Raw genomic sequence first — 22,844 nt, forward strand, 5'->3', positions numbered from 1 at the left:
TGAATCGAACACCAAGGAGTCCTTACATGTCATTAAAGTTAGGCGTCATCGGCACCGGGGCCATCGGCCAGGATCACATTCGTCGCTGCAGCCAGACCTTGCTCAACAGCCAGGTTGTCGCGGTCACCGACATCAACTTGCAACAAGCCGCGAAGGTCGTTTCCGACCTGAAGCTGACCGCCGAGGTTTATCCCGACGGCCACGCGCTGATCAAGGCGCCGGAGGTCGAAGCGATCCTCGTCACCTCCTGGGGCCCGAGCCATGAAGAGTTCGTGCTGGCGGCGATTGCGGCGGGTAAGCCGGTGTTCTGCGAGAAGCCGCTGGCGGTCACCGCTGAAGGCTGCCGCAAAATCGTCGAGGCCGAAGTGGCCCACGGCAAACGCTTGGTCCAGGTCGGTTTCATGCGTCCGTATGACGAAGGTTATCGGGCACTGAAAGCCGTGATCGACAGCGGTCAGATTGGTGAGCCCTTGATGTTGCACTGCGCGCACCGCAACCCGACCGTGGGGGAAAACTACAAGACCGACATGGCGATCACCGACACCTTGATCCATGAACTGGACGTGTTGCGCTGGTTGCTCGACGACGATTACGTGTCGGTGCAAGTGGTGTTCCCGCGCAAGAGCAGCAAGGCCCTCGCGCATTTGAAAGACCCGCAGATCGTGCTGCTGGAAACCGCCAAGGGCACGCGCATCGACGTGGAAGTGTTCGTTAACTGCCAATACGGCTACGACATCCAGTGCGAAGTGGTAGGGGAGACCGGCATCGCCAAACTGCCCGAGCCGTCGCAGGTTCAGTTGCGCAGCGGGGCGAAGTTGTCCAACGCGATTCTGATGGACTGGAAGGATCGGTTTATTGCCGCGTACGACGTTGAGTTGCAGGCGTTCATCGATGGCGTTCGGGCCGGGCAGGTGGGTGGGCCGTCGGCGTGGGATGGCTTCGCCGCTGCCGTCGCAGCAGACGCGTGTATCGAGGCGCAAAACAGCGGGGCGATCGTAAAAGTCGGCCTGCCAGACCGCCCACATTTCTACGGCTAACCCGATCCCCTGTAGGAGCAAAGCTTGCTCGCGATGAACGATAACGCGGAGTGTCAGAACTGACGCCATCGCGGGCAAGCCTTGCTCCTACAGGGGCGGTGTTCGATTTCGGGTGAAGGAGAACAAGAACATGCGTATAGCACTAGACCCCTACATGTACCGCACCCTGCCCCTGGGCAAAATGGTCGATAAGGTCGCCGAACTCGGTTACGAACACATCGAACTCTCGCCCCGGGAAGATTTCCTGCCATTCTACAAAGCTCCGCGGGTCGACAAGGCGCGGATCAAGGAGTTTCGAAAAGCCCTGAGCGACACCGGGGTCAAGCTCTCTTCCTTGTTACCGATGTACCACTGGGCTGCTGCCGACGAAGGTTTGCGTGTTGCCGCCGTACGCAACTGGAAGCGGGCGATCCAGATTGCCGTGGAGATGGACTGCGAGCTGGTCAACACCGAGTTCACCGGTCAGTCAGACAACCCGCTGGTGTGTGAGAACCAGTTCATGCGCTCCATGGACGAGCTGATCCCGGAGTTCGAGCGCGAAGGCATCAAGCTTGATATCCAGGCCCACCCGTACGACTTTTGCGAGCGCAACAACGAATCGGTGGACATCATTCGCGGTCTGGATCGCGAGTGGATCAACTACCTTTACGCGGCCCCGCACACCTTCTTCTATGACGACGGCAAAGGCGATATTGCCTCGATGCTCAAGTATGCCGGGTCGAAGCTGAGCCACCTGATCATCGCCGACACCTACAACCACAAGGCGTCTTCCGGGTTGCGCTACATCGTCAACCCGCCGGGTGTCGTTGCCACCGTGCACCAGCATCTGGACATCGGTCAGGGTGAGGTCGATTGGGATGCGTTTTTCGGCACCTTGCGCGAGATTCAGTTCGACGGCATCGCCACAGTCTCGGTATTTGCCTGGGAAGACCGGCCGGATGAGTCCAACCGGATGATGCTCGAACGCGTCAAAAGCGAACTCTGTCGCTAGCGACCTCCACAAAACCTGTAGGAGCCGAGCTTGCTCGCGATGACGACCTGACAGTCACATAGATGTTGAATGTTCTACCGCTATCGCGAGCAAGCTCGGCTCCTACAGGGGACGTGTAGATCCAGTGAACGGTTACATAACAATAAGAAGGAATGCACACATGCGTATCGGGCTTGTCGGTTACGGCCATGGTGGCCGGTTTTTCCATGCTCCGCTGATCAGCAGTTTGCCGGCGGCGAAGTTCGTGGGTGTGGTCACCCGTTCACCGGAACGCCGACAATTGCTGGCGGCCGAGCACCCCGGAGTGCCAGCGTTCGACAGCATCGGCCAACTGGTGGAAGCCGGGATCGATGTGCTGGTGGTGTCCACGCCGCTCAAGGGCCGTCCGGCGCTGGTGCTCGATGGCATCGAACACGGTGTGGCGGTGGTCAGCGACAAACCGTTCGCCGCTGACGCGCAGCAGGCGCAAACCCTGATCACCATGGCCGAGCGCCAGGGTGTGCAACTCAGCGTTTATCAGAACCGGCGCTGGGATTCGGACTTCCTGACCGTGCGCAAACTTATCGAATCCGGTGCGCTGGGCCAGGTCACCCGTTTCGAATCGCGGATCGAGCGTTACTCACCACCGGCAGTGAACAATGGCAGTGGCGGCGGCTTCCTGCGCGACTTGGGCAGCCATCTGGTGGATCAGGCGTTGCTGTTGTTCGGCCCGGTGACACGGGTCTACGCCGAACTGGATCACCTGGAAAAAGGCCAGGTATTCGACAACGGCTTCTTTATGGCCCTGACCCATGCCAGTGGTGTCACCTCGCACTTGGGTGGCAGTTGCCTGCAAAACACCCCCGGCCCGCGCTTTCGGGTGACCGGCAGCCAAGGTTGCTACAGCGTCGATGGCCTGGACGGGCAAGAAGCATCGGCGCTCGCCGGGCTCTCGCCAAAGTCCGAAGGTGAACGCTGGGGTGTTGAAGAGCATCGCCGCTGGGGCTGGTTCGAACAGGGCGAAGTGCGCGAGCGGGTTCCCTCCGAGCGCGGTTGCTGGAATCAGTTCTATTTACAGCTACAAACCGCGTTACAGAGCGGTGGCCCACTGCCTGTGGAGGCCCGTGATGCACTGGCGACCACCCGCGTTCTAGACGCTGCGCGGTTGAGTTTCGAGCGGCGTCAGATCGTGGAATTGAGCCCGTTCAAGAGCCATGGAATAAAATCAGAATAAAATTCTAAAATGAGTTGATATAGAAATTATTTTCCAATAAAGTCATTTTCAGCGACCTGCCTCGCCACCTGTTTCAACCCTTTTCCAGCTTGCCTGCTTACTGAAATCGTCACGCCTCATCCATAAAACCAACAAGAATGTGGAGAAAGACTTTTCATGAAGACCAAGATCCGCTTCGCCTCACTTGCCTTGTCCCTGATGTTCGCCAGTGGTGCGGCGCTCGCCGATATGAAGATCGGCGTCAGCATGTCCCAGTTCGATGACACCTGGCTGACCTACCTGCGCGAATCCATGGACACCAAAGCCAAGTCCTATCCCGAGGGCGTCAAGCTGCAGTTCGAAGACGCCCGCAGCGACGTGGTCAGGCAGTTGAGCCAGGTCGAAAGCTTCATCAGCCAGAAGGTCGATGCCATCGTGGTCAACCCGGTGGATACCGCTGCCACCAGGAAAATCACTGAAGCCGCCGTCAAGGCTGGCATCCCGCTGGTCTACGTCAACCGCCGCCCCGATGACCTGAAGCTGCCCAAAGGCGTGGTCACTGTCGCCTCCAATGATCTGGAGGCCGGTGAAATGCAGATGCAGTACCTGGCCGACAAAATGGGCGGCAAGGGCGACATCGTGATTCTGCTGGGCGACCTCGCGAACAACTCCACCACCAACCGCACCAAGGGCGTCAAAGACGTTCTGGCCAAATACCCGAACATCAAGATCGAGCAAGAGCAGACCGGCACCTGGTTGCGCGATAAAGGCATGACCCTGGTCAACGATTGGCTGACCCAAGGCCGCAAGTTCGACGCGGTCATCGCCAACAACGACGAAATGGCCATTGGTGCTGCGATGGCCCTGCAACAGGCCGGCGTCGAGAAAGGCAGTGTGCTGATTGCCGGTGTCGACGGAACGCCGGACGGTCTGAACGCGATCAAGAAAGGCAACATGGCGGTCTCGGTGTTCCAGGACGCCAAAGGTCAGGCCGACGGTTCGATCGATACCGCCGTGAAAATGGCCAGGAACGAGCCGGTTGAACAGGCCGTGTGGGTGCCATACCGCTTGATTACCCCGCAAAACGTCGACACGTTCAAATAGCCCGTCCGTTCAATAACAACAATAAATACGCAAGGTTGCGACCGCGACCTTGCTGATGGAGTACCTGATCATGTTCGCTTCAGCGACTGCTTCGAGCACCCCGTTGGTGGGTATCCAGCCAGCTGCAACACCTGTCGATGAGCCGTACCTGCTGGAGATCATCAACGTCAGCAAGGGATTTCCCGGTGTGGTGGCCTTGTCCGATGTGCAGCTTCGGGTGCGCCCCGGTTCAGTGCTGGCCCTGATGGGCGAAAACGGCGCGGGCAAATCCACCCTGATGAAAATCATTGCCGGCATCTATCAGCCGGACGCCGGTGAATTGCGCCTGCGGGGCAAACCGGTGGTCTTCGAAACGCCATTGGCAGCACTCCAGGCCGGGATCGCGATGATCCACCAGGAACTCAACCTGATGCCGCACATGAGCATCGCCGAGAACATCTGGATCGGCCGTGAGCAGCTCAACGGTTTCCACATGATCGACCACCGTGAAATGCATCGCTGCACGGCGAAACTGCTGGAACGCCTGCGGATCAACCTCGATCCGCAAGAGCAGGTCGGCAACCTGAGCATCGCCGAACGGCAGATGGTCGAGATCGCCAAAGCCGTGTCCTACGATTCCGACATCCTGATCATGGATGAACCGACCTCGGCCATCACCGACAAGGAAGTGGCGCACCTGTTCTCGATCATTGCCGACCTCAAGAGTCAGGGCAAAGGCATCATCTACATCACCCACAAAATGAACGAAGTGTTCAGCATCGCCGATGAAGTGGCGGTGTTCCGTGATGGCACCTACATCGGCCTGCAGCGGGCCGACAGCATGGACGGCGACAGCCTGATTTCGATGATGGTCGGCCGCGAGCTGAGCCAGTTGTTCCCGGTGCGTGAACAGCCGATCGGCGATCTGCTGCTGTCGGTGCGCGACCTTAAACTGGACGGCATTTTCAAGGATGTTTCCTTCGACTTGCACGCCGGCGAGATTCTCGGCATCGCCGGGTTGATGGGCTCGGGACGGACCAACGTTGCCGAAGCGATTTTTGGCATTACCCCGAGCGACGGTGGCGAGATTCGTCTCGACGGCGAAGTGGTGCGCATCAGCGATCCGCACATGGCGATCGAGAAGGGCTTCGCGTTACTGACCGAAGATCGCAAGCTCAGCGGTCTGTTCCCGTGCCTGTCAGTGCTGGAGAACATGGAAATGGCAGTGTTGCCGCATTACGCCGGCCACGGATTTATCCAGCAAAAAGCCCTGCGCGCTCTGTGCGAAGACATGTGCAAGAAGCTGCGGGTCAAAACCCCGTCGCTGGAGCAGTGCATCGACACCTTGTCCGGCGGTAATCAGCAGAAAGCCTTGCTGGCGCGCTGGCTGATGACCAATCCACGGATTCTGATTCTCGACGAGCCGACCCGAGGTATCGACGTCGGAGCCAAGGCCGAGATCTACCGACTCATTTCCTACCTCGCCAGCGAAGGCATGGCGGTGATCATGATTTCCTCGGAGCTGCCGGAAGTGCTCGGCATGAGCGACCGGGTGATGGTCATGCACGAGGGCGACCTGATGGGCACCCTCGACCGCAGCGAAGCGACCCAGGAACGAGTGATGCAATTGGCCTCGGGCATGTCCGCGGTCCACTAAGCCAAGGGCGGACGCAGTCTAGGGGTGAGTAGGGATTCTGTGGCGAGGGGATTTATCCCCGTTGGACTGCGCAGCAGTCCTATTCTTTTGGGGCCGCTTCGCAGCCCAACGGGGATAAATCCCCTCGCCACAAACAAGCTCCCTCGCCACAGGCAAGCTCCCTCGCCACACAGATTTCTATTAAAGGGTGGGTTATGAACGCGATACTGGAAAACAAGCCCGCAACGGCACCGGTCAAGAGTCGCCGGCGCTTTCCGACCGAGTTGAGTATTTTCCTGGTGCTGATTGGTATCGGCCTGGTCTTTGAAGTGTTTGGCTGGATCGTGCGCGACCAGAGCTTCCTGATGAACTCCCAGCGTCTGGTGCTGATGATCCTGCAGGTGTCGATCATCGGACTGCTGGCGATCGGTGTGACCCAGGTCATCATCACCACCGGTATCGACCTGTCTTCTGGCTCGGTGCTCGCGCTGTCGGCGATGATCGCTGCCAGTCTGGCCCAGACGTCGGACTTCGCCCGGGCGGTGTTCCCATCGCTGACTGACTTGCCAGTGTGGATCCCGGTGATTGCCGGGCTCGGGGTGGGACTGCTGGCGGGGGCGATCAACGGCAGCATCATTGCCATTACCGGTATCCCGCCGTTCATTGCCACCCTCGGCATGATGGTTTCGGCTCGTGGCCTCGCGCGTTACTACACCGAAGGCCAACCGGTGAGCATGCTCTCGGATTCCTACACGGCGATCGGACACGGCGCGATGCCGGTGATCATTTTCCTGGTGGTCGCGGTGATCTTTCACATCGCCCTGCGTTACACCAAGTACGGCAAGTACACCTACGCCATCGGCGGCAACATGCAGGCGGCGCGCACCTCGGGGATCAACGTCAAGCGGCATCTGGTGATCGTCTACAGCATCGCCGGGTTGCTGGCAGGCCTGGCGGGTGTGGTGGCGTCGGCACGGGCCGCGACCGGGCAGGCCGGGATGGGCATGTCTTATGAGTTGGACGCAATTGCCGCGGCAGTGATCGGCGGCACCAGCCTGGCCGGCGGAGTAGGGCGGATCACCGGCACGGTGATCGGCGCACTGATCCTCGGGGTCATGGCCAGCGGTTTCACCTTCGTCGGCGTCGATGCCTACATTCAGGACATCATCAAAGGCCTGATCATCGTGGTCGCAGTGGTCATCGATCAGTACCGCAACAAACGCAAACGCAAGCGCTGAGCCTCAGATAAAGCAGCCAATGCGCCACGCCTGACCCGCGTGGCGTAACCATTTGTCTTCTATATACAGCCGCTGGATTGAATTTCTTGCTATAAACGCACTCCGATAACCATCGCAAAGACTGCCATAGAGCACTTTCAGGGCTTTGTCGGACAAATTCGCTGTCTTTTCAGTTGCTGAGGCCTCAAGTCGGCCTTAGACTGCCGCCCCTCGTAAATTGAGTGCCGGGTGGCGCTTGGAATTACACGGCGCCGTTCCGATGGCCAAACCCAGGTCCGCCGGAACGCTCCCTAATTCGCCTTAATGCACGTTTTTTTATAGAGATATCAATGACAAAGGACAAGTTGCTGGCCATGCCGGCGGATGACTACATGAATGCCGAGCAACATGCTTTTTTCTCTGAGCTGTTGCAGAACATGAAAGTCGAAACCCATGAGCGCATCGAACAGAACCGCATCGCCATCGAAAGCCTGGACACTCCGGCCGATCCGGCCGACGCTGCTTCTGTTGAAGAAGAGCGCACCTGGCTGGTGAACGCGATCGATCGCGACCAACGCATGCTGCCTCAGTTGGAACAGGCTCTGGAACGCATCAAGGAAGACAGCTTTGGCTGGTGCGACGACAGCGGCGAGGCCATTGGCCTGAAGCGCCTGCTGATCAGCCCGACCACCAAGTACTGCATCGAAGCTCAAGAGCGTCACGAGCAGATCGACAAGCACCAGCGTCAGGCCTGATTTCGTAACGCCCCGCATCGCGGGCAAGCCTCACTCCTTAGGAGCAAGGCTTGCCCGCGATGCTTTTTTTCGTCTGCGAAAACCCCGCGCACTTCTATTGATCTGCTGCAATGCCCACTACTAATGGACCATAGATAATGGCCTTGTAGTGGCGTTTAATGCCGGTACAACAATTAGAATTAGTGGTGGGGTGACGAAGATGACGCGTGACGGATCTGTGGTTGCAGCAGTGTCTGCACCCGTACTTTTGCCGAAAAACCTTTGGCTGACGCCGACTCTGCAAAGCATCGCCCTGATGCTCTTGTTGTGTGGCATGACGCTGGGCGGCTGGTCGCTTTACCTTGGCCTGCCATTGGCGATGCTGGTGATCTGGCTACCTCGTTTGCGCACGCGCGCCATCCCTGAGGCAACCCCCGTCGACAGCGCCAGCGCGATTGCCGAGTTGACTCGTGATCTTTCCTACACCACCAGTCACAACGCATTATCTGCCGCCGGTGTGGCCTTTTCGGTCAAGCAACTGGCCGACAAACTGCAGTCGCAACTCGGTGCCGCGGCGCAGATAGTCAGCAACGCTGAAGTGATGATCGCGACCGAACAAGCCACCTCGACACTCAGCCGGGAAGCCCTCAGTGCGGCCAGCGAGGCCCATCGGAGCAGCGCGGCAGGGAGTACGGAGCTGATCGAGTCCATCGCCCGCATGCATCAACTCAGTCAGCGCGCCAGTAACAGCCGTGAACTGATCGAAGCCCTGAGCCTGCGCAGTGATGATATCCAGCGGGTCACCCTGGTGATCCAGTCCATCGCCAGCCAGACCAATCTGCTGGCATTGAACGCGGCTATCGAGGCGGCGCGGGCCGGCGAGCATGGTCGCGGATTTGCGGTGGTGGCCGATGAGGTTCGCGGTCTGGCCGCGCGCACGGCGACGGCCACCGGCGAAGTCGGGGAAATGGTCGCTGATATTCAGCAACGTACCGCACAAGTGGTGGAGCAGATCCGCCAACTGTCCAGCGACCTCGACACCGGCGTTGAGCAGGTCGAGCACACCGGTCAACACTTGGAGAACATTGCACGCCTGGCTGCCGGCGTCGAAAACCAGGTCGGGGAAATCGCCAGGGGCGCCGACACCAACCGCGAACAACTCGATAGCCTGTTTCACGCCATCGAACAGATGCGCAGCGACCTGGCGATCAGCGACCAACAGACCCAGCGCCTGGCCCAGGCCGCCGTGCAAATGGAAGGTCAGGCCGAAACCATCAGCGAACGCCTCGCCGAAGTCGGTCTGGATGACTATCACCAGCGGATTTATGACCTGGCCCGCGAAGGCGCGAGTCAGATCGCGGCGCGCTTTGAAGCGGATATCGACGAGGGCCGCGTCAGCCTCGATGATTTGTTTGATCGCAATTACCAGGTCATTCCCAACACCAGCCCGGCCAAATACCAGACCCGCTTCGATCGCTACGCCGATCAGGTCTTGCCGGCGATCCAGGAACCCTTGTTGCCGCGTCATGAAGGCCTGGTGTTCGCCATTGCCTGTACGCAGCAGGGCTATGTGCCAACCCACAACAAGGTCTTCAGCCAACCACTGACCGGTGATGCGCAGGTCGATACCTTGCAGAACCGCACCAAACGCAAATTCGCCGACCGCACCGGGATCCGCTGTGGCAGTCATCAGCAGGCCGTACTGCTGCAAACCTACACCCGCGACACCGGTGAGCTGATGCACGACCTTTCGGTGCCGATTATGCTCAAGGGCCGGCATTGGGGTGGTTTGCGGTTGGGTTACAAGCCGGAAAACCCTCGTTGATAGTCCGTGATGCTGTTCACTTAGGGGTGTTGGGGTACATATCCGTTTCTGCATTGATGGCGTAACCGCAGAAACAGATATGCACACATAAACAAAACACAGCTCGACCGCCTCGCTCTTGATCCAAAAAAACCTCGCTACGAATGTGTACATTGTTACCGGTCCAACAACAAAGCTGTGCAATTGCGTTGCTGTTTCCAAGCGAATGAACTCATTACCATGCCTACATAGTTAGGTTGCTAATGAAGTTCGAGAGGTCAGCATGCAAAGTAAAGTCGATGTCGCCGTCATGATAGGCAGCGGTGTACCTGCCAGTTTGCGTTCGCTGGGGAAGTGCGTCTGTTGGGTGGTGCTGCTCAATGGCGAGCGCCGCGGAACGGCATTCTCAAGTCGCGAAGAGGCACAGGAGTGCAGGGCTGCCTGGTTGGCGCAACTGAACGCCGAAACACCCGACAGCCTGCATGGAATCAGAGGCTAGTGAATCTGATGCATGCGCAGGTTCAGATCGTCGACCACCCGCGCCCAATCGGCGTCTTCACGCAATTGTTCCTTCAGGAAGCCGGCTTGCTGCGGGGTCCAGAACTCGGCATCGATGAGTTTCTTGTCGTCGGCCAAGGGTGAATGACGGGCAATGAAATCGTCGATGGCCTTCTCGCTGGAGTCCAGACCGAGTTGATCGAACAAGCCTTTCAAGTCATGTGTCGGTGAATCCATGTTCATCTCCTTGCGGGTCGCGTCGAGTGCGAGATCTGAGGGGCGGCTTCCATACATCTGAGAGAGCCGCGCTTCAGGAGTTCGATGGCGATGTTCAAAAGCAGAAGAGAGCATAGACGGCAAACCGACTATCAGGCTTTCAATGCACCTTCATCGACGGCAACCTTCAGCGCCTTGGCGGCCTCCTGGGCGGCAACGGCGGCAACGTCCGAGGTCTTGAACCAGCGATCCTTCTCGACCTGGTGATAGGTCACGGTGGTCAGCGGTGGTTTGGCACGCATGATGATGACCGCCTGGAATTCGCCTTCGACTTCTCTGGCTTCGCCCCGGATAAAAAATTCACCGATATCAAATTCCGTCACGTAGCAGCCTTCCTTTGAAATATTCTGTTGTTTTGAACGCCGCCCACCCTGGGGACGGGTTTCATTGGTCGGGCAGTATGGCAGTAGTTGCCTGCTGGCGGCTGAGTTAAGTCGCCGGCATGACGAAGTGTCTATGGAAATGAACGGGCGGGACCGTCAACCGTGTAACTCGAGCGAGCGGGCAAGGGCGCAGGCTTCGTTATGATTGCCGCGGAAACCTCTGACGCGGCCGGTGGAAATTTCCTTGATATGAAAAAAGGCATTGCCGGCCAAAATGACTTGAAAGCGTGGCCGGGCGAGCGCTTCAGGGTAGTATTCATGCGGTTGAAACATCCCTGGGGGCAGTGTCCTCGAGCTGTTCGTATTGGGCGCCTGAGGGTGAGCAAAATGTGTCAGCGTGCACATATGAAGTCCTTTTCGTTGTTTTACCGACGTGCGTACGTGGTTTTGGGTAGTCTCGATGAGCATCGCTGCTCTAGAATCACCGTCAGTGTTTGGCGATCAATGTTCATCTAAAGCAATTTTTTGCTGGCGATATGTCGGAAAAGTGCTTTTTTTAAAGAGTATTTTCCCTAAAGTTGGTAGTCCCGTTTTTCTGGCCGTCGGAAGGGCTTTTTCCTTCAGCCTCTGACGAACGCCAGGCAAGACGACGTGAGTGTTGTTCCAGTAGTCTTCTCAAACCTCGCGATGAATGAGCGCTCTGCTCGTTTCAGGATTTCAACCCGGGTCATTTGGCTACACCTTCGGCATTGCCGCTTTTTTCTGCTGTGCGCTATTTTCCTGCGTGCAGCATCATTTTCAGATGTGGGGATGTTTCCTTGGCAGTAAGTAATCTCGATATGCATGCTTTGTTCGTGCTGGGTGATTTGCGCGCAAAGCTGGTTAAACAGTTCCAGTCACGTTTTGTTTACATCACCGAACAGAACGCTGAAGGCATTTACATTGCCGAAATCGACACCGAAGAGGCGCTGGTGGTTGATGACAAACCAGGGCTTAAACTCAAGGTCGGCGATCATTTCAGCGCCTCTGTTTTGCCCAGTCGCGAAGGCGGCAAGCTGGACATCAAGTTCCGCGAAATCAAACTGACGGTTTACGGCCTGGGTGATTACGCGTTCGTCACCACCGCTGATGGCCACGGGATTGTGTTCAAGGAAGGGCATAGCGTGGTGATGGTGTTCGCCGCTCACCAACAATTGCAGGAAGGCCTGACCAAAACCCTGAAAGCCGTGACCGCCAAGGCTGCCAAGTGGCGCAAAGGTGAACTGGTCACCTTCAAGGCCAGCGAATAATGCCCCTGACCCGCGCCGACTTCCACGAACAGAACCAGGCCAGTGCGCAAGCCGAAGCCCATCGGCTGTTCGATCAGAAGGCTGTTTTGCAAGGTGCATGGCTGGGTTGGGTGGCGTCACAGATCTATACGTTGCGTCCGGCGGAGTACGCCAGCATGGTACGAAGAGCGCTGGCGCGCTTGCAGGAACCTTCCGAAAATTGATTGACCTCCCTCGAAAGCAAGAACCTCTACTACAGTCAGTGGACTGAGTATTCAGAGGCTTTGCGGTCTTCTGCCAGGCCATCCTGCTATTGCTGTGAACAGCACGAGGTGCAAAAGCATGAACGGATTTCGACGGTTGCTGGCCGCTACCCTGGCCACTTTCGGATTGTTGGCTTCACCCGTTCCGGTGTTCGCTGCCCAGGCGCCGATCCACTTCGCCGACCTGAACTGGGAAAGCGGCAGCCTGATTACCGATATCCTGCGGATCATTGTCGAGAAGGGCTACGGGCTGCCGACCGATACCTTGCCGGGGACAACCATCACCCTGGAGACCGCGCTGGCCAACAATGACATTCAGGTCATTGGCGAAGAATGGGCCGGTCGCAGTCCGGTCTGGGTCAAGGCTGAGGCCGAAGGCAAAGTCGCGAGTCTCGGCGATACGGTCAAAGGTGCTACCGAAGGTTGGTGGGTGCCCGAGTATGTGATCAAGGGCGACCCGGCGAAAGGCATCAAGCCGCTGGCGCCGGGCCTGCGCAGTGTCAGCGACCTGCCGAAATACAAGAATGTGTTCAGCGATCCGGAAACACCGGGCAAGGGGCGCTTCCTCAACAGCCCGATCGGCTGGACGTCGGAAGTGGTCAACAAACAGAAACTCAAGGCGTATGGGCTGGACGACAGCTATGTGAATTTTCGCAGCGGTTCCGGCGCAGCGCTGGATGCGGAGATCAGCTCTTCGATTCGGCGCGGCAAACCGGTGCTGTTCTATTACTGGTCGCCTACGCCGTTGCTCGGCCGCTTCAAACTGATTCAGCTCGAGGAACCGCCGTTCGACGCCGAGGCCTGGAAAACCCTGACCGACGCCGATCACCCGAATCCGAAACCAACGCGCTCACTGCCCTCGAAGCTGTCCATTGGCGTGTCCACGCCATTCCAGAAACAGTATCCGCAGATTGCCGAGTTCTTCAGCAAGGTCGACTTTCCGATTGATCCATTGAACAGGGCGCTGGCCGAGATGAGCGAAAAACACACGCCGCCACGGCAGGCGGCGCAGGCGTTCATGAAGGCGCACCCGGACGTGTGGCAGGCCTGGGTGCCCAAGGATGTGGCGGATAAAGTCTCCGCCGAACTGAAATAAATCGATAATCCCTGAGCTGCCGCAGGCTGCGATTTTTTGACTTTGTTTGTAACTAAAAAATCAAAAGATCGCAGGCTTCGCCAGCTCCTACATGAAGCGGTTACATCCGATAGTTCGAGGATTAAAACCGATCAGCCCGGGGGAGTTTCGTGGGGCGGCACTTTTTCATCGCCGATACGAATACCCTTACAAAATCGTTCAAGGAAGTTCATTCTGCAGCGACATTTCACGCTGGAACTCCGAACATGAGCCTATTGATCGCGCAATGGATGGCAGCCATCTTCCTGTTGATCAGCCTGATTCACCTGTACTGGGCGGCAGGTGGCAAGTTGGGTAGCGAGGCGGCGGTCCCCCGAGTATCCGCAGAGGGCGGCGCAGAACCCAGGCCGGCCTTCAAGCCTTCAGGCTTTGCCACGTTGCTGGTGGCGGTCGGATTGCTGCTGATAGCGATGCTGGTGTGCTTGCGAGTCGGCCTGTATCTGCCGACGGTGCATCACTGGTCGCTGCAATGGGTGATCAGCGCGATTGCGATGCTGATGTTCGCCAGGGCGGTCGGCGATTCGAATTTGATAGGGTTCTTCAAACAAGTGAAGGATTCGAAGTTTGCCCGGCTCGACACCTGGGCGTATTCGCCGTTGTGCCTGGTGTTGGGGGCGGGGTTGTTGGCCGTTGCCTGGATCTGAGTTGCTGCTAAAAGCATCGCGGGCAAGCCTTGCTCCTACAGGATCGCGCAAAACCTGTAGGAGCAAGGCTTGCCCGCGATGAGGCCCTACCAATCAACACAAAAACTGAAACTTAACTCCCGCTTTCCGTGCGCCGACTACTCACCTCAGCCGGCACATCATCCCCCGCCATGCGCTTGCGAAACAGCGCCGCCCGCGCCAGCAGCAGCGTGGTCACCGGCACCGTAATCGACAACAGAATCGGAATCAGCCAGGCATGCAGCACTGGCCCGGACTTGAGTGCCGAAAAATAAATGATCGAAGCCAGTGCCACGCACCAGGCACCCAAGGTCGACGCCAGCGCCGGCGGGTGCATGCGCTGGAAGTAGTCCTTCATCCGCACCAGGCCAATGGCGCCGATCAGCGCAAACAGACTGCTGAGCACCAGCAGGATCGCCACCGGAATTTCAACCCACAGAGACAGTTCCGTGCTCATTCGATCACCTCCCCACGCAGCAGGAATTTCGCCAGGGCAAACGAGCCGACGAAACCGAACAGCGCAATCAGCAGCGCCGCCTCGAAGTAGGTGTCACTGGCATAACGAATGCCCAGCGCCAGCATCATCAGCATCGCGATGATGTACAGGTAATCCAGCGCCAGAACCCGGTCCTGGGCCGACGGCCCCTTGAACAGCCGGATCAGGGTCAGAATCATCGCCAGCGAAAAGAGGAACAGGCTCAGCAGGATTGCGTTCGACAGCAAGGCGCTCATTCGAAGATCTCCATCAAGGGGCGCTCGTAGGTCGCCTTGAAGTGCTGGATGAACAGCGTTTCGTCATCCAGATCGAAGACGTGCAGCAACAGAATGCTGCGGTCCAGCGCCAGTTCCGACCACACGGTGCCAGGAATCACCGTGCAGATCATCGACAACGCGGCCAGGCCGTTGGCGTCACGCAAGTCCAGCGGCACCTTGATGAAGCGCGAGCGCGGTGGACGGCGACCGGCGTTGAGCACGCCCCAGGCCACGGCGAGGTTGGACACCACCACATCGCGACCGATAAGAAAGAACAAACGCACAATTACGCCCGGCCGACGAATGCGGATCGGCAGCGGTCGCAGCTTGCGCATCATCAGCGGTGCGCAAAACCCCAGCACCGCGCCCAGCAGCAGATTGCCGGGACTCATCGACAGGTTCAGCACCAGCCACAGCAGCCACAGCGCCAGCGACAACCAGGGAGCAGGAAACAGACGCTTCATGGTGTAACCTCCGCTACCGCGGCTTTGGCTTGCGGACTCGGAATCGCACGGGTACCGAGCACCGCCATCACGTATTGCTGCGGGTTGTTCAAGGCTTGGGCGGCCGCCTGGGTGTAGCGCAGCAGCGGTTCGGCCTTGAAGGTCAGCGCAATGCTCAACCCCAGCAGCGCGATGATCGGCACACATTCGAAACGTCGCAGCAACGGCGACGGCCGCTCCTCAGGCGTCCAGAACCGCTGGATGCCCAAGCGCGAGAAGGCAGTCAACGACGCCAGTCCGGACAGGATCAACAACGCCAGCAAGCCCCACGCGGCATTGGAAATCGGCTCATCGCTGCCATTGCCCAGGCCCAACGGATTGAGCAGGGCGCTGAGCAAGCCGAGTTTGCCAATGAATCCCGAAAGCGGCGGCATGCCGATGATCAGCAGCGAGCAGGCAATGAAGCTCAACCCGAGGAACGCCATGGTCCAGGGAATCACCTGGCCGACCACGGCTTTCTGTTCGTCATCGAGGTTGATGCCTTTGGGCGGCTGCAAGGATTCCATCGGTCGCGGCAGATCGCCGTCATCGAACAACGGCATTTCATTGGCCGAACGCGAACGCTCGATCAACTCGGCCAACAGGAACAACGCGCTCAACGCCAGGGTCGAGCTGACCAGATAGAACAGTGCCGCGCCGATCAGGTTGGGCTGGGCGAAACCGATGGCCGACAGCAGAATCCCGGCCGACACCAGAATGCTCAGGCTGGCCAGGCGTTCCAGACGTTGTGCGGCGAGGATCGCCACCGCCGCGCAGACGATGGTCGCCATGCCGCCGTAGATCAGCCAATCGCCGCCGAAGTACGCCGAGGCGCCGGCCTGACCCGAGAACAGCAAGGTCCACAAGCGCAGCAAGGTGTAGACACCGACCTTGGTCATGATCGCGAACATCGCCGCCACCGGCGCGCTCGCCGCGGAATAGGCCGGCACCAGCCAGAAATTCAGCGGCCACATCCCGGCCTTGGCCAGGAACGCTACTGCGAGAATTCCCGCGCCGGCATGCAACAGGCCGCGATCGGCTTCCGGCACCAGCGGAATTTTCAGCGCCAGATCGGCCATGTTCAGGGTGCCGGTGACGCCGTAGATCAACGCCGCGCCGATCAGAAACAGCGACGAGGCCAGCAGGTTGATCGAGATGTAATGCAGCCCCGCCGACACCCGCGACCGACCCGAACCATGGAGCATCAGGCCATAAGAGGCCGCCAGCAACACTTCAAAAAACACAAACAGGTTGAACAGGTCCGCCGTCAGGAACGCGCCGTACAGGCCCATCATCTGAATCTGGAACAGCGCGTGGAAACTCGAACCGGCGCCGTCCCAACGGGCCATGGCGAACAGCAAGGCACTGACGCCGATAATTCCGGTCAGCACCAGCATCAGCGCCGACAGTCGATCGACCACCAGCACGATCCCGAACGGCACCTGCCAGTTGCCTGGCAAGTACACGCCGATGGAGCCGGGGACGCCCGTCTCCTGAGTCCATTGCAGCAACAGCACGGCAATGCCCAACCCCACCAGACTGGAGAACAGGTTGATCTTGCCCTTCAGCGGACGGTGTTTCTCCCCCAGCATCAGCATTACGGCGGCGGTCAGCAGCGGCAGCAGAATCGGTGCAGCGATCAGGTGCGGCATCAGATTCATTCTTTAGGCTCCCGACCATCCACGTGGTCGGTGCCGGTCAGGCCCCGGGAGGCCAGCAGCACCACCAGAAACAGCGCGGTCATGGCGAAGCTGATCACGATGGCGGTCAGCACCAGCGCTTGCGGCAGCGGGTCGGTGTAGTGCAACAGGTCCTGCGGCACGCCGTCCTTGATGATCGGCTCCTTGCCGATAAACAGGCTGCCCATGCTGAAGATGAACAGATTGACGCCATAGGACAGCAGGCACAGGCCCATCACCACCTGAAACGTCCGTGGCCGCAGGATCAGCCAGACGCCGGACGCGGCCAGCACGCCGATGGCGATTGCGATGACTTCTTCCATCAGACGGTTCCTTGCATGGCGACGGATCTGGGCAGGGCGGCGGTTTTGTGACCCCGTACCGATTGGTGAGCGAGGGCGGTAAGAATCAACAGGGTCGAACCGACCACCACGGCGTACACGCCAATGTCGAAGAACAGCGCACTGGCAATGTGAATGTCACCGAACACCGGCAGTCCGAAATGCCAGGTGTGGGTGGTCAGGAACGGATACCCGACGGCCATTGCGCCAAGCCCGGTGACCGTGGCGAACAGCAGGCCGGTGCCCATCCAGCGCAGCGGTCGCAGGCTCATCTGCGCTTCAACCCACTGGGTGCCGGCGACCATGTATTGCAGGATGAACGCTACGGACATCACCAGGCCTGCGACAAAACCGCCGCCCGGTTGATTGTGGCCGCGCATGAACAGGTAGACCGACACCACAAAGGCGATCGGCAGCAGCAGGCGAACCAGCACCGCCGGCACCATCATGAAACCGAGCGCGGTGTCGCTGGCGTGACGCGGGTTGACCAGATCGGTGACCACGTCCGGTGCAAGCAAACGCTGCTGGGCGGGCAACTGCAGGCTTTCTTTCGGAGGGCGGAAGCGTCGCAGCAGGGCGAATACCGTCAAGGCCACGGCCACCAGCACGGTAATTTCACCGAGGGTGTCGAAGCCGCGGAAGTCCACCAGCATCACGTTGACCACGTTGCTGCCGCCGCCTTCGGGCAGGGCATGGCTGAGGTAGAACGAAGAAATGTGATTCGGTGTCTGGCGCGTCAGCATCGCGTAGGCCAGCAACGCCATGCCGCCACCGACCACGGTCGACAGCAGCAAGTCGCGGATACGGCGGATACGCGCCTTGCGCAGGCTGCTCGGCAGTGGCGACACCTCTTCAATCCGACGCGGCAACCAGCGCAGACCGAGGAGGATCAACACTGTCGTCACCACTTCCACGGCTAATTGCGTCAGCGCCAGGTCCGGTGCCGAGAACCAGACGAAGGTCACGCAGGTCATCAGGCCGCAGACGCTGACCATGGTCAGGGCCGCGAGCCGGTGATACTTGGCCTGCCATGCCGCGCCGAGGGCGCAGGCAATCGCCAGTAGCCAGAGGGTCACGAACACGATCGAACCCGGAATCTTCGGCCGGTCGCCCCAGCTCAGGCTGCTGTGGAGCATCGGGATCAACCCGGCCAACACGGCCGCGAGTACAACAAGAAACAATTGGGTTTGCAGGCGCTTGGTGCTGATTCGCCGCTCGAGACGACGGGCCAGGCGCATCATGATCACCAGGCTGCGTTCGAACAGGCGCTTGCCATTGAACCGGCCAATGATCGGCGGGTACTTGAAGCGCCCGTGTTTGAGCTGATTGCGCAACAGCAGATAAAGCACGATGCCGCAGGACATGGCGATCAGGCTCATGATCATCGGCGCGTTCCAGCCATGCCAGATCGCCAGGCTGTATTCAGGCAAGGTGCCGCCCACCACCGGCCGGGCAGCCGCGGCCAGCAACGGGCCAACTACCTGCGCCGGGAAAATCCCCACGACCAGGCAGGCGAACACCAACAATTCCACCGGCGCGCGCATCCAGCGTGGTGGCTCGTGTGGGGTGTGCGGCAGGTCGGTGGCGGTCGGGCCGAAGAACACATCGGCGGTAAAGCGCAGCGAGTAGGCGACGCTGAAAGTCCCGGCGATGGTCGCGACGATGGGCAGCGTCATCTCGATCCAGGCGGTGGCATTGATGAACACGGTTTCGGCGAAGAACATCTCTTTGGAGAGGAAGCCGTTGAGCAGCGGCACGCCGGCCATGGAAGCGCTGGCGACCATGGCCAGGGTGGCGGTGAACGGGATCAACTTGATCAGGCCGCTGAGCTTGCGAATGTCCCGGGTGCCGCTTTCGTGGTCGATGATCCCGGCGGCCATGAACAGCGAAGCCTTGAACGTGGCGTGGTTGAGAATGTGAAACACCGCGGCCACGGCGGCCAGCGGACTGTTCAGGCCCAGCAGCAGGGTGATCAGGCCCAGGTGGCTGATGGTCGAGTAGGCCAGCAACCCCTTGAGGTCGTTCTGAAACATCGCGCAATACGCGCCGAGCAACAGGGTGCAGGCGCCGGCGCCGCTGACGATGTAGAACCATTCCTCACTGCCGGACAGCGACGGCCAAAGCCGTGCGAGGAGAAACACCCCGGCCTTGACCATGGTCGCCGAGTGCAGATAGGCCGAAACCGGTGTCGGCGCCGCCATGGCGTGGGGCAGCCAGAAGTGGAAGGGGAATTGCGCGCTTTTGCTCAGGGCGCCGATCAGGATCAGGGGTAGCAGAATAGGGTAGAGGGCGTGTGCGCGAATCAGATCGCCGGCGGCCAGGACCTTGTCCAGGTCATAGCTGCCGACCACATGGCCGAGCAGCATGACCCCCGCCAGCAAACACAAACCGCCTGCGCCGGTGACCATCAGCGCCATATAAGCACCGCGTCGCGCATCGGCGCGGTGGTGCCAGTAACCGATCAACAGGAATGAAAAGAGGCTGGTCAGCTCCCAGAAAAACACGATCTGGATCAGGTTGCCGGAGATCACCAGCCCGAGCATGGCGCCCATGAACGCCAGGAAAAACGCGAAGAACCGTGGCACCGGATCGTCCGGCGACATGTAGTAGCGGGCGTACAACGAAACCAGCGTGCCGATGCCCAGCACCAGCATCGAGAACAGCCAGGCGAAACCGTCCATGCGCAGCACGAAGTTCAGGCCCAGGCTGGGCAACCAGAAAAATTCTTCGCGGATCACGCCGCCATCGGCGACTTGCGGGTACAGGAAGGCGACCTGAACAGTGCCTATCAAGGCAACCAGACCCGCCAACAAAGATTCGGTGTTACGCGCGTTGTGCGGCAGCAAGGCTGCCAGACAGCTGCCGATAAAAGGCAGAAGCAGTAGAACTATCAGGGGCATAGGCTTCTAATCTGCGGAAGTTTGTGAAGCATCATACGTGCCAGCTCCCGGATCGCCAAACGCCAAGCTGTCGCAGAATCCTACAAGGTAGACGGAAAATTCCTGATTCACATTGTTTCCAAGAGATAGGTTTGGTCTCTCGGACGCCATCGCGGGCAAGCCCGCTCCTACAAGAAAACGTTGAACCCTGTGGGAGCGGGCCTGCCCGCGATGAGGCCCTGACAGCCACCATAGAACTTGGCGATCAAACCGCTATCGTCAGACCTGCGCCCGAATTTGCCGTCCCAGCATATCCATCAAATCACACCCATCACGCAGCAACATTGCCGCCGCATGCGCAAGTTGCTGCACATCGGTCCCTTGGCTTGAGTGATATCAAGACTGGCCAGACTTTCCATCATCTGCGTCACGGCCAGAAACCGTGTGGACGCGTTGCTGTGCAACACATCCAGCGGCGCTTGAGTGGCGATCAGCGACACCGGGATGTCGCAGTCATTGTTGGTCATCGGCATGTGCGGGTTCATGCGTCACCTCCAGCTTGGGTCGCGTGCATCCCGTCAATGGATGCGTGAACCAACGAGCGCGCAGTACCAAGCATTTGCTGGCTGGCCCCGCGCGATGAAGCTTTGTGTTCAGGGCGGGTGGCGGTGGGGGCTTGAGGGCTTCGGCGCAGCTGAGGTAGACCGCGGCGTATTCGAGGGCGTCGAGTAACGGGATGTCGGGTTGTACGGCGAAGAGGTGGTGATCGCAGCGGGTGAAGGGGGGTGGTGTAGGTATGTTCCGGGACTGACACCAACGCAAAATCCATTGTGCGGATCATGTACTATTCGCGATTCTTGATGTTCAAAGGAGTGAAATCATGGCAGGAAAGCCAATTGCGCGACTTGGAGACCCAGGAAGTCACGGCGGAAATATCACGACCGGCTCAAGCCCTATTTTTGTTAACACTCTCCCGATAGCCTTGGTGGGAGACATCTATTCCTGCCCCGTTCACGGCAGCAATCCAATAACAACGGGTGCCCCACATGTTTTTGGACTCGGTAAAGATGTGGCACATGTCGGATCGTTAACGGCTTGCGGCGCCACAATCACAGCAGGTTCTCCAGATACATTTGTCGGCGATGCTGGGCCCAGCGGTGTCAGTAATATTTTCCGCAAGCTTTTGCAGGAAAAGACTTTCGTCGAATTTCAATTGCTCAATGACAGGGAAGAGCCAATTCCCAACGAGTTGTATGAATTGACACTGCCAGATGGCGCGGTGATCACCGGCGTTCTCGATGAAAATGGATTTGTTCATGTGCCAAATGTCCCCAGAGGAAGCTGCAGCATAAAGTTTCCAAAACTTGAAGATACGGAACATCTTTAATGGTTGATTCTACTAAGGCGTCGGGTACGACGCAGACTGCAAAAACTGTAGGGGCACCAGGCAAAACGACCAAAACTAATCAGTTGGTGGTTTCCGGTGCCTACATGGAATTACTGGTTGGCGGTCCTTACACTCGTGACAAGGAAGAGCACCTTTTTGGGCACGCGGCGCTTCATGTTGTCGTGGGTAGCAAAGACATTACGTACGATTTCGGACGATATGGGAAAACCTGGGGAACCTTTGATAGTGAAGGCGAGGGTGTATTAAATGTCTGGACCTCTTTCAAGGCTTACATTTCTGGAGAAAACAGTCTCGGGCGGACAACGACCGGTTTCGTCTATTTTTTGGAAAACACCAAGGCTGAAGCGGTGATTGCTCACTTTGATGGGGTCGTGGCACAGAATAAAGAGCTAAGAAAAAAGACAGCCATCGCGACACGTTACGTTTTACCAGCGAATTATCATCCAACCACCAATAATTGCACGACGGTGACAATTGATGGAGCCAAGGTTTCAGGCAAGGCGATCGTGCAGAACCCTGCCGAGTATCGAGAGATGAGAGGGCTTTCCTGGACAGAGAGGCAGGCGGCGCGCACGCAGAAATGGACACAGGATGGCATTTTTATGCCAGCAGATTTGCACGCTATGCTCGAAGGGAATACCGAGGCGCGTTATGACAAAAAGAATGTTTACAAATAGCAAGTTTCCTTTTTGGCTAGCCGGGTTGATTTTGATCAATGCGGTCGTTTTGGCATTTGTTGTGATTAATAACGTTACGAGGTCGCACGATATGAAAATGATTAAGACTAAAGAGCCGTTGCTTATTGAGGGGCCGAATGGCGATGAAAACTATTATGTGCTGCCTCTCGGCACCACACTTTATCATGACAAGAGCTTTTCTGAAGGGCATGACCGTTATGTCGTTTACTTGAATCATAAGGGTGCAATAGCACACGAAGAAGTGCCGATGAAGCCGGAATATGGAGGCTCGTTTATCGATCCGCTTTGGATGTCAAATATCGATGCCGATACGCTGAAGGAAATCTTCAAGCGCTTCCCGCTTTCCAAGGAAGATGTGGCCGCGGCCATAAAGTCTAACGGCTTCACCAGAGATGATCTCGCCGACATTATCCGGTCATTACCAGAGTAAGTGGGGGATCAAACTGATCCTGGAAAGTTGGAAGCTTGAACGCCGGTTGTGATGC

27 protein-coding genes are annotated in these 22,844 nt (G+C 58.4%); 16 read left to right on the forward strand and 11 right to left on the reverse strand.

Annotated features, from left to right (window positions below; translation table 11 throughout):
• Positions 1–26 precede the first annotated feature (26 nt).
• The 9 genes from iolG (at position 27) to ACYZUA_RS13935 (ending at position 10,193) form a co-directional block, all read left to right on the forward strand.
• Positions 27–1,037, forward strand: coding sequence for a bifunctional inositol 2-dehydrogenase/D-chiro-inositol 1-dehydrogenase (gene iolG / locus ACYZUA_RS13895; protein ID WP_461963562.1), 1,011 nt, complete (start codon positions 27–29; stop codon positions 1,035–1,037).
• Positions 1,038–1,167: 130 nt separating this feature from the next.
• A complete protein-coding gene (locus ACYZUA_RS13900) occupies positions 1,168–2,028 on the forward strand; it encodes a sugar phosphate isomerase/epimerase family protein (RefSeq protein ID WP_461963565.1) in 861 nt (286 codons plus the stop codon).
• Positions 2,029–2,188: 160 nt separating this feature from the next.
• Entirely contained in the window at positions 2,189–3,241 is a 1,053-nt protein-coding gene (locus tag ACYZUA_RS13905; protein WP_461963568.1) for a Gfo/Idh/MocA family protein, read from the forward strand.
• A gap of 156 nt (positions 3,242–3,397) precedes the next feature.
• Complete coding sequence (locus ACYZUA_RS13910; RefSeq protein ID WP_461963570.1) at positions 3,398–4,324, forward strand: sugar ABC transporter substrate-binding protein; 927 nt, start codon at positions 3,398–3,400, stop codon at positions 4,322–4,324.
• A gap of 70 nt (positions 4,325–4,394) precedes the next feature.
• Positions 4,395–5,960 (forward strand): sugar ABC transporter ATP-binding protein, encoded by a 1,566-nt coding sequence (locus tag ACYZUA_RS13915; protein WP_461963572.1) that lies wholly within the window; start codon positions 4,395–4,397, stop codon positions 5,958–5,960.
• Positions 5,961–6,154: 194 nt separating this feature from the next.
• Positions 6,155–7,177: an ABC transporter permease gene (locus ACYZUA_RS13920; RefSeq protein ID WP_461963574.1), complete on the forward strand. Its 1,023-nt coding sequence runs from the start codon at positions 6,155–6,157 to the stop codon at positions 7,175–7,177.
• Positions 7,178–7,506: 329 nt separating this feature from the next.
• Complete coding sequence (locus tag ACYZUA_RS13925; protein ID WP_007907888.1) at positions 7,507–7,911, forward strand: TraR/DksA family transcriptional regulator; 405 nt, start codon at positions 7,507–7,509, stop codon at positions 7,909–7,911.
• Positions 7,912–8,110: 199 nt separating this feature from the next.
• Entirely contained in the window at positions 8,111–9,715 is a 1,605-nt protein-coding gene (locus ACYZUA_RS13930; protein ID WP_461963577.1) for a methyl-accepting chemotaxis protein, read from the forward strand.
• A 262-nt stretch (positions 9,716–9,977) separates the two neighbouring features.
• The gene (locus tag ACYZUA_RS13935) at positions 9,978–10,193 is read left to right on the forward strand and encodes a hypothetical protein (RefSeq protein ID WP_461963580.1); all 216 of its coding nucleotides are present in this window, start codon (positions 9,978–9,980) and stop codon (positions 10,191–10,193) included.
• Here ACYZUA_RS13935 and ACYZUA_RS13940 read toward each other — a convergent pair.
• From ACYZUA_RS13940 to ACYZUA_RS13950, 3 genes are all read right to left on the reverse strand, one after another.
• Positions 10,190–10,429, reverse strand: coding sequence for a DUF2789 domain-containing protein (locus ACYZUA_RS13940; protein ID WP_461963583.1), 240 nt, complete (start codon positions 10,427–10,429; stop codon positions 10,190–10,192). The genes ACYZUA_RS13935 and ACYZUA_RS13940 overlap by 4 nt on opposite strands.
• Positions 10,430–10,560: 131 nt before the next feature.
• Positions 10,561–10,791 carry a hypothetical protein gene (locus tag ACYZUA_RS13945; RefSeq protein ID WP_461963585.1) on the reverse strand — a complete coding sequence of 77 codons (231 nt, stop codon included), beginning with the start codon at positions 10,789–10,791 and terminating at the stop codon, positions 10,561–10,563.
• Between the two features lie 156 nt (positions 10,792–10,947).
• Positions 10,948–11,196: a hypothetical protein gene (locus tag ACYZUA_RS13950; protein WP_461963972.1), complete on the reverse strand. Its 249-nt coding sequence runs from the start codon at positions 11,194–11,196 to the stop codon at positions 10,948–10,950.
• A gap of 413 nt (positions 11,197–11,609) precedes the next feature.
• On the opposite strand from ACYZUA_RS13950, the gene ACYZUA_RS13955 reads away from it, so the two are divergent.
• From ACYZUA_RS13955 to ACYZUA_RS13970, 4 genes are all read left to right on the forward strand, one after another.
• On the forward strand, positions 11,610–12,080 hold the full coding sequence (locus tag ACYZUA_RS13955; RefSeq protein WP_008151679.1) for a hypothetical protein: 471 nt from the start codon (positions 11,610–11,612) through the stop codon (positions 12,078–12,080).
• On the forward strand, positions 12,080–12,283 hold the full coding sequence (locus ACYZUA_RS13960) for a hypothetical protein (protein WP_461963588.1): 204 nt from the start codon (positions 12,080–12,082) through the stop codon (positions 12,281–12,283). Before ACYZUA_RS13955 ends, ACYZUA_RS13960 begins: the two co-directional genes overlap by 1 nt.
• A gap of 118 nt (positions 12,284–12,401) precedes the next feature.
• Positions 12,402–13,418, forward strand: coding sequence for an ABC transporter substrate-binding protein (locus tag ACYZUA_RS13965; RefSeq protein ID WP_461963590.1), 1,017 nt, complete (start codon positions 12,402–12,404; stop codon positions 13,416–13,418).
• Between the two features lie 245 nt (positions 13,419–13,663).
• On the forward strand, positions 13,664–14,101 hold the full coding sequence (locus ACYZUA_RS13970) for a DUF3995 domain-containing protein (RefSeq protein ID WP_461963592.1): 438 nt from the start codon (positions 13,664–13,666) through the stop codon (positions 14,099–14,101).
• Between the two features lie 112 nt (positions 14,102–14,213).
• On the opposite strand, the gene ACYZUA_RS13975 is transcribed toward ACYZUA_RS13970, so the two are convergent.
• The 8 genes from ACYZUA_RS13975 to ACYZUA_RS14010 form a co-directional block, all read right to left on the reverse strand.
• The gene (locus ACYZUA_RS13975) at positions 14,214–14,576 is read right to left on the reverse strand and encodes a Na+/H+ antiporter subunit G (protein ID WP_461963594.1); all 363 of its coding nucleotides are present in this window, start codon (positions 14,574–14,576) and stop codon (positions 14,214–14,216) included.
• Positions 14,573–14,851, reverse strand: a complete 279-nt coding sequence (locus ACYZUA_RS13980; RefSeq protein ID WP_095133435.1) for a K+/H+ antiporter subunit F — start codon at positions 14,849–14,851, stop codon at positions 14,573–14,575. The genes ACYZUA_RS13975 and ACYZUA_RS13980 overlap by 4 nt, the downstream gene beginning before the upstream one ends.
• Positions 14,848–15,336, reverse strand: a complete 489-nt coding sequence (locus ACYZUA_RS13985) for a Na+/H+ antiporter subunit E (RefSeq protein WP_461963597.1) — start codon at positions 15,334–15,336, stop codon at positions 14,848–14,850. The genes ACYZUA_RS13980 and ACYZUA_RS13985 overlap by 4 nt, the downstream gene beginning before the upstream one ends.
• Positions 15,333–17,015 (reverse strand): monovalent cation/H+ antiporter subunit D, encoded by a 1,683-nt coding sequence (locus ACYZUA_RS13990; protein WP_461963599.1) that lies wholly within the window; start codon positions 17,013–17,015, stop codon positions 15,333–15,335. Before ACYZUA_RS13990 ends, ACYZUA_RS13985 begins: the two co-directional genes overlap by 4 nt.
• Positions 17,012–17,356: a Na+/H+ antiporter subunit C gene (locus ACYZUA_RS13995; RefSeq protein ID WP_007986256.1), complete on the reverse strand. Its 345-nt coding sequence runs from the start codon at positions 17,354–17,356 to the stop codon at positions 17,012–17,014. The genes ACYZUA_RS13990 and ACYZUA_RS13995 overlap by 4 nt, the downstream gene beginning before the upstream one ends.
• Positions 17,356–20,274, reverse strand: a complete 2,919-nt coding sequence (locus ACYZUA_RS14000; RefSeq protein ID WP_461963603.1) for a monovalent cation/H+ antiporter subunit A — start codon at positions 20,272–20,274, stop codon at positions 17,356–17,358. The genes ACYZUA_RS13995 and ACYZUA_RS14000 overlap by 1 nt, the downstream gene beginning before the upstream one ends.
• Positions 20,275–20,570: 296 nt before the next feature.
• Positions 20,571–20,798, reverse strand: coding sequence for a short-chain dehydrogenase (locus tag ACYZUA_RS14005; protein WP_461963605.1), 228 nt, complete (start codon positions 20,796–20,798; stop codon positions 20,571–20,573).
• A complete protein-coding gene (locus tag ACYZUA_RS14010) occupies positions 20,767–21,075 on the reverse strand; it encodes a DUF3077 domain-containing protein (RefSeq protein WP_461963607.1) in 309 nt (102 codons plus the stop codon). Before ACYZUA_RS14010 ends, ACYZUA_RS14005 begins: the two co-directional genes overlap by 32 nt.
• A gap of 58 nt (positions 21,076–21,133) precedes the next feature.
• Between ACYZUA_RS14010 and ACYZUA_RS14015 the strand changes: the two genes are divergently transcribed.
• The 3 genes from ACYZUA_RS14015 to ACYZUA_RS14025 all read left to right on the forward strand — a co-directional run bounded on the left by ACYZUA_RS14015 (position 21,134) and on the right by ACYZUA_RS14025 (position 22,789).
• A complete protein-coding gene (locus ACYZUA_RS14015) occupies positions 21,134–21,640 on the forward strand; it encodes a PAAR domain-containing protein (protein WP_461963609.1) in 507 nt (168 codons plus the stop codon).
• Positions 21,640–22,338, forward strand: a complete 699-nt coding sequence (locus ACYZUA_RS14020) for a hypothetical protein (protein WP_461963611.1) — start codon at positions 21,640–21,642, stop codon at positions 22,336–22,338. The genes ACYZUA_RS14015 and ACYZUA_RS14020 overlap by 1 nt, the downstream gene beginning before the upstream one ends.
• Before the next feature lie 91 nt (positions 22,339–22,429).
• Positions 22,430–22,789 (forward strand): hypothetical protein, encoded by a 360-nt coding sequence (locus tag ACYZUA_RS14025; RefSeq protein WP_461963613.1) that lies wholly within the window; start codon positions 22,430–22,432, stop codon positions 22,787–22,789.
• Positions 22,790–22,844: the final 55 nt, after the last annotated feature.

It is taken from the genome of Pseudomonas sp. LS2P72 (assembly GCF_054897865.1).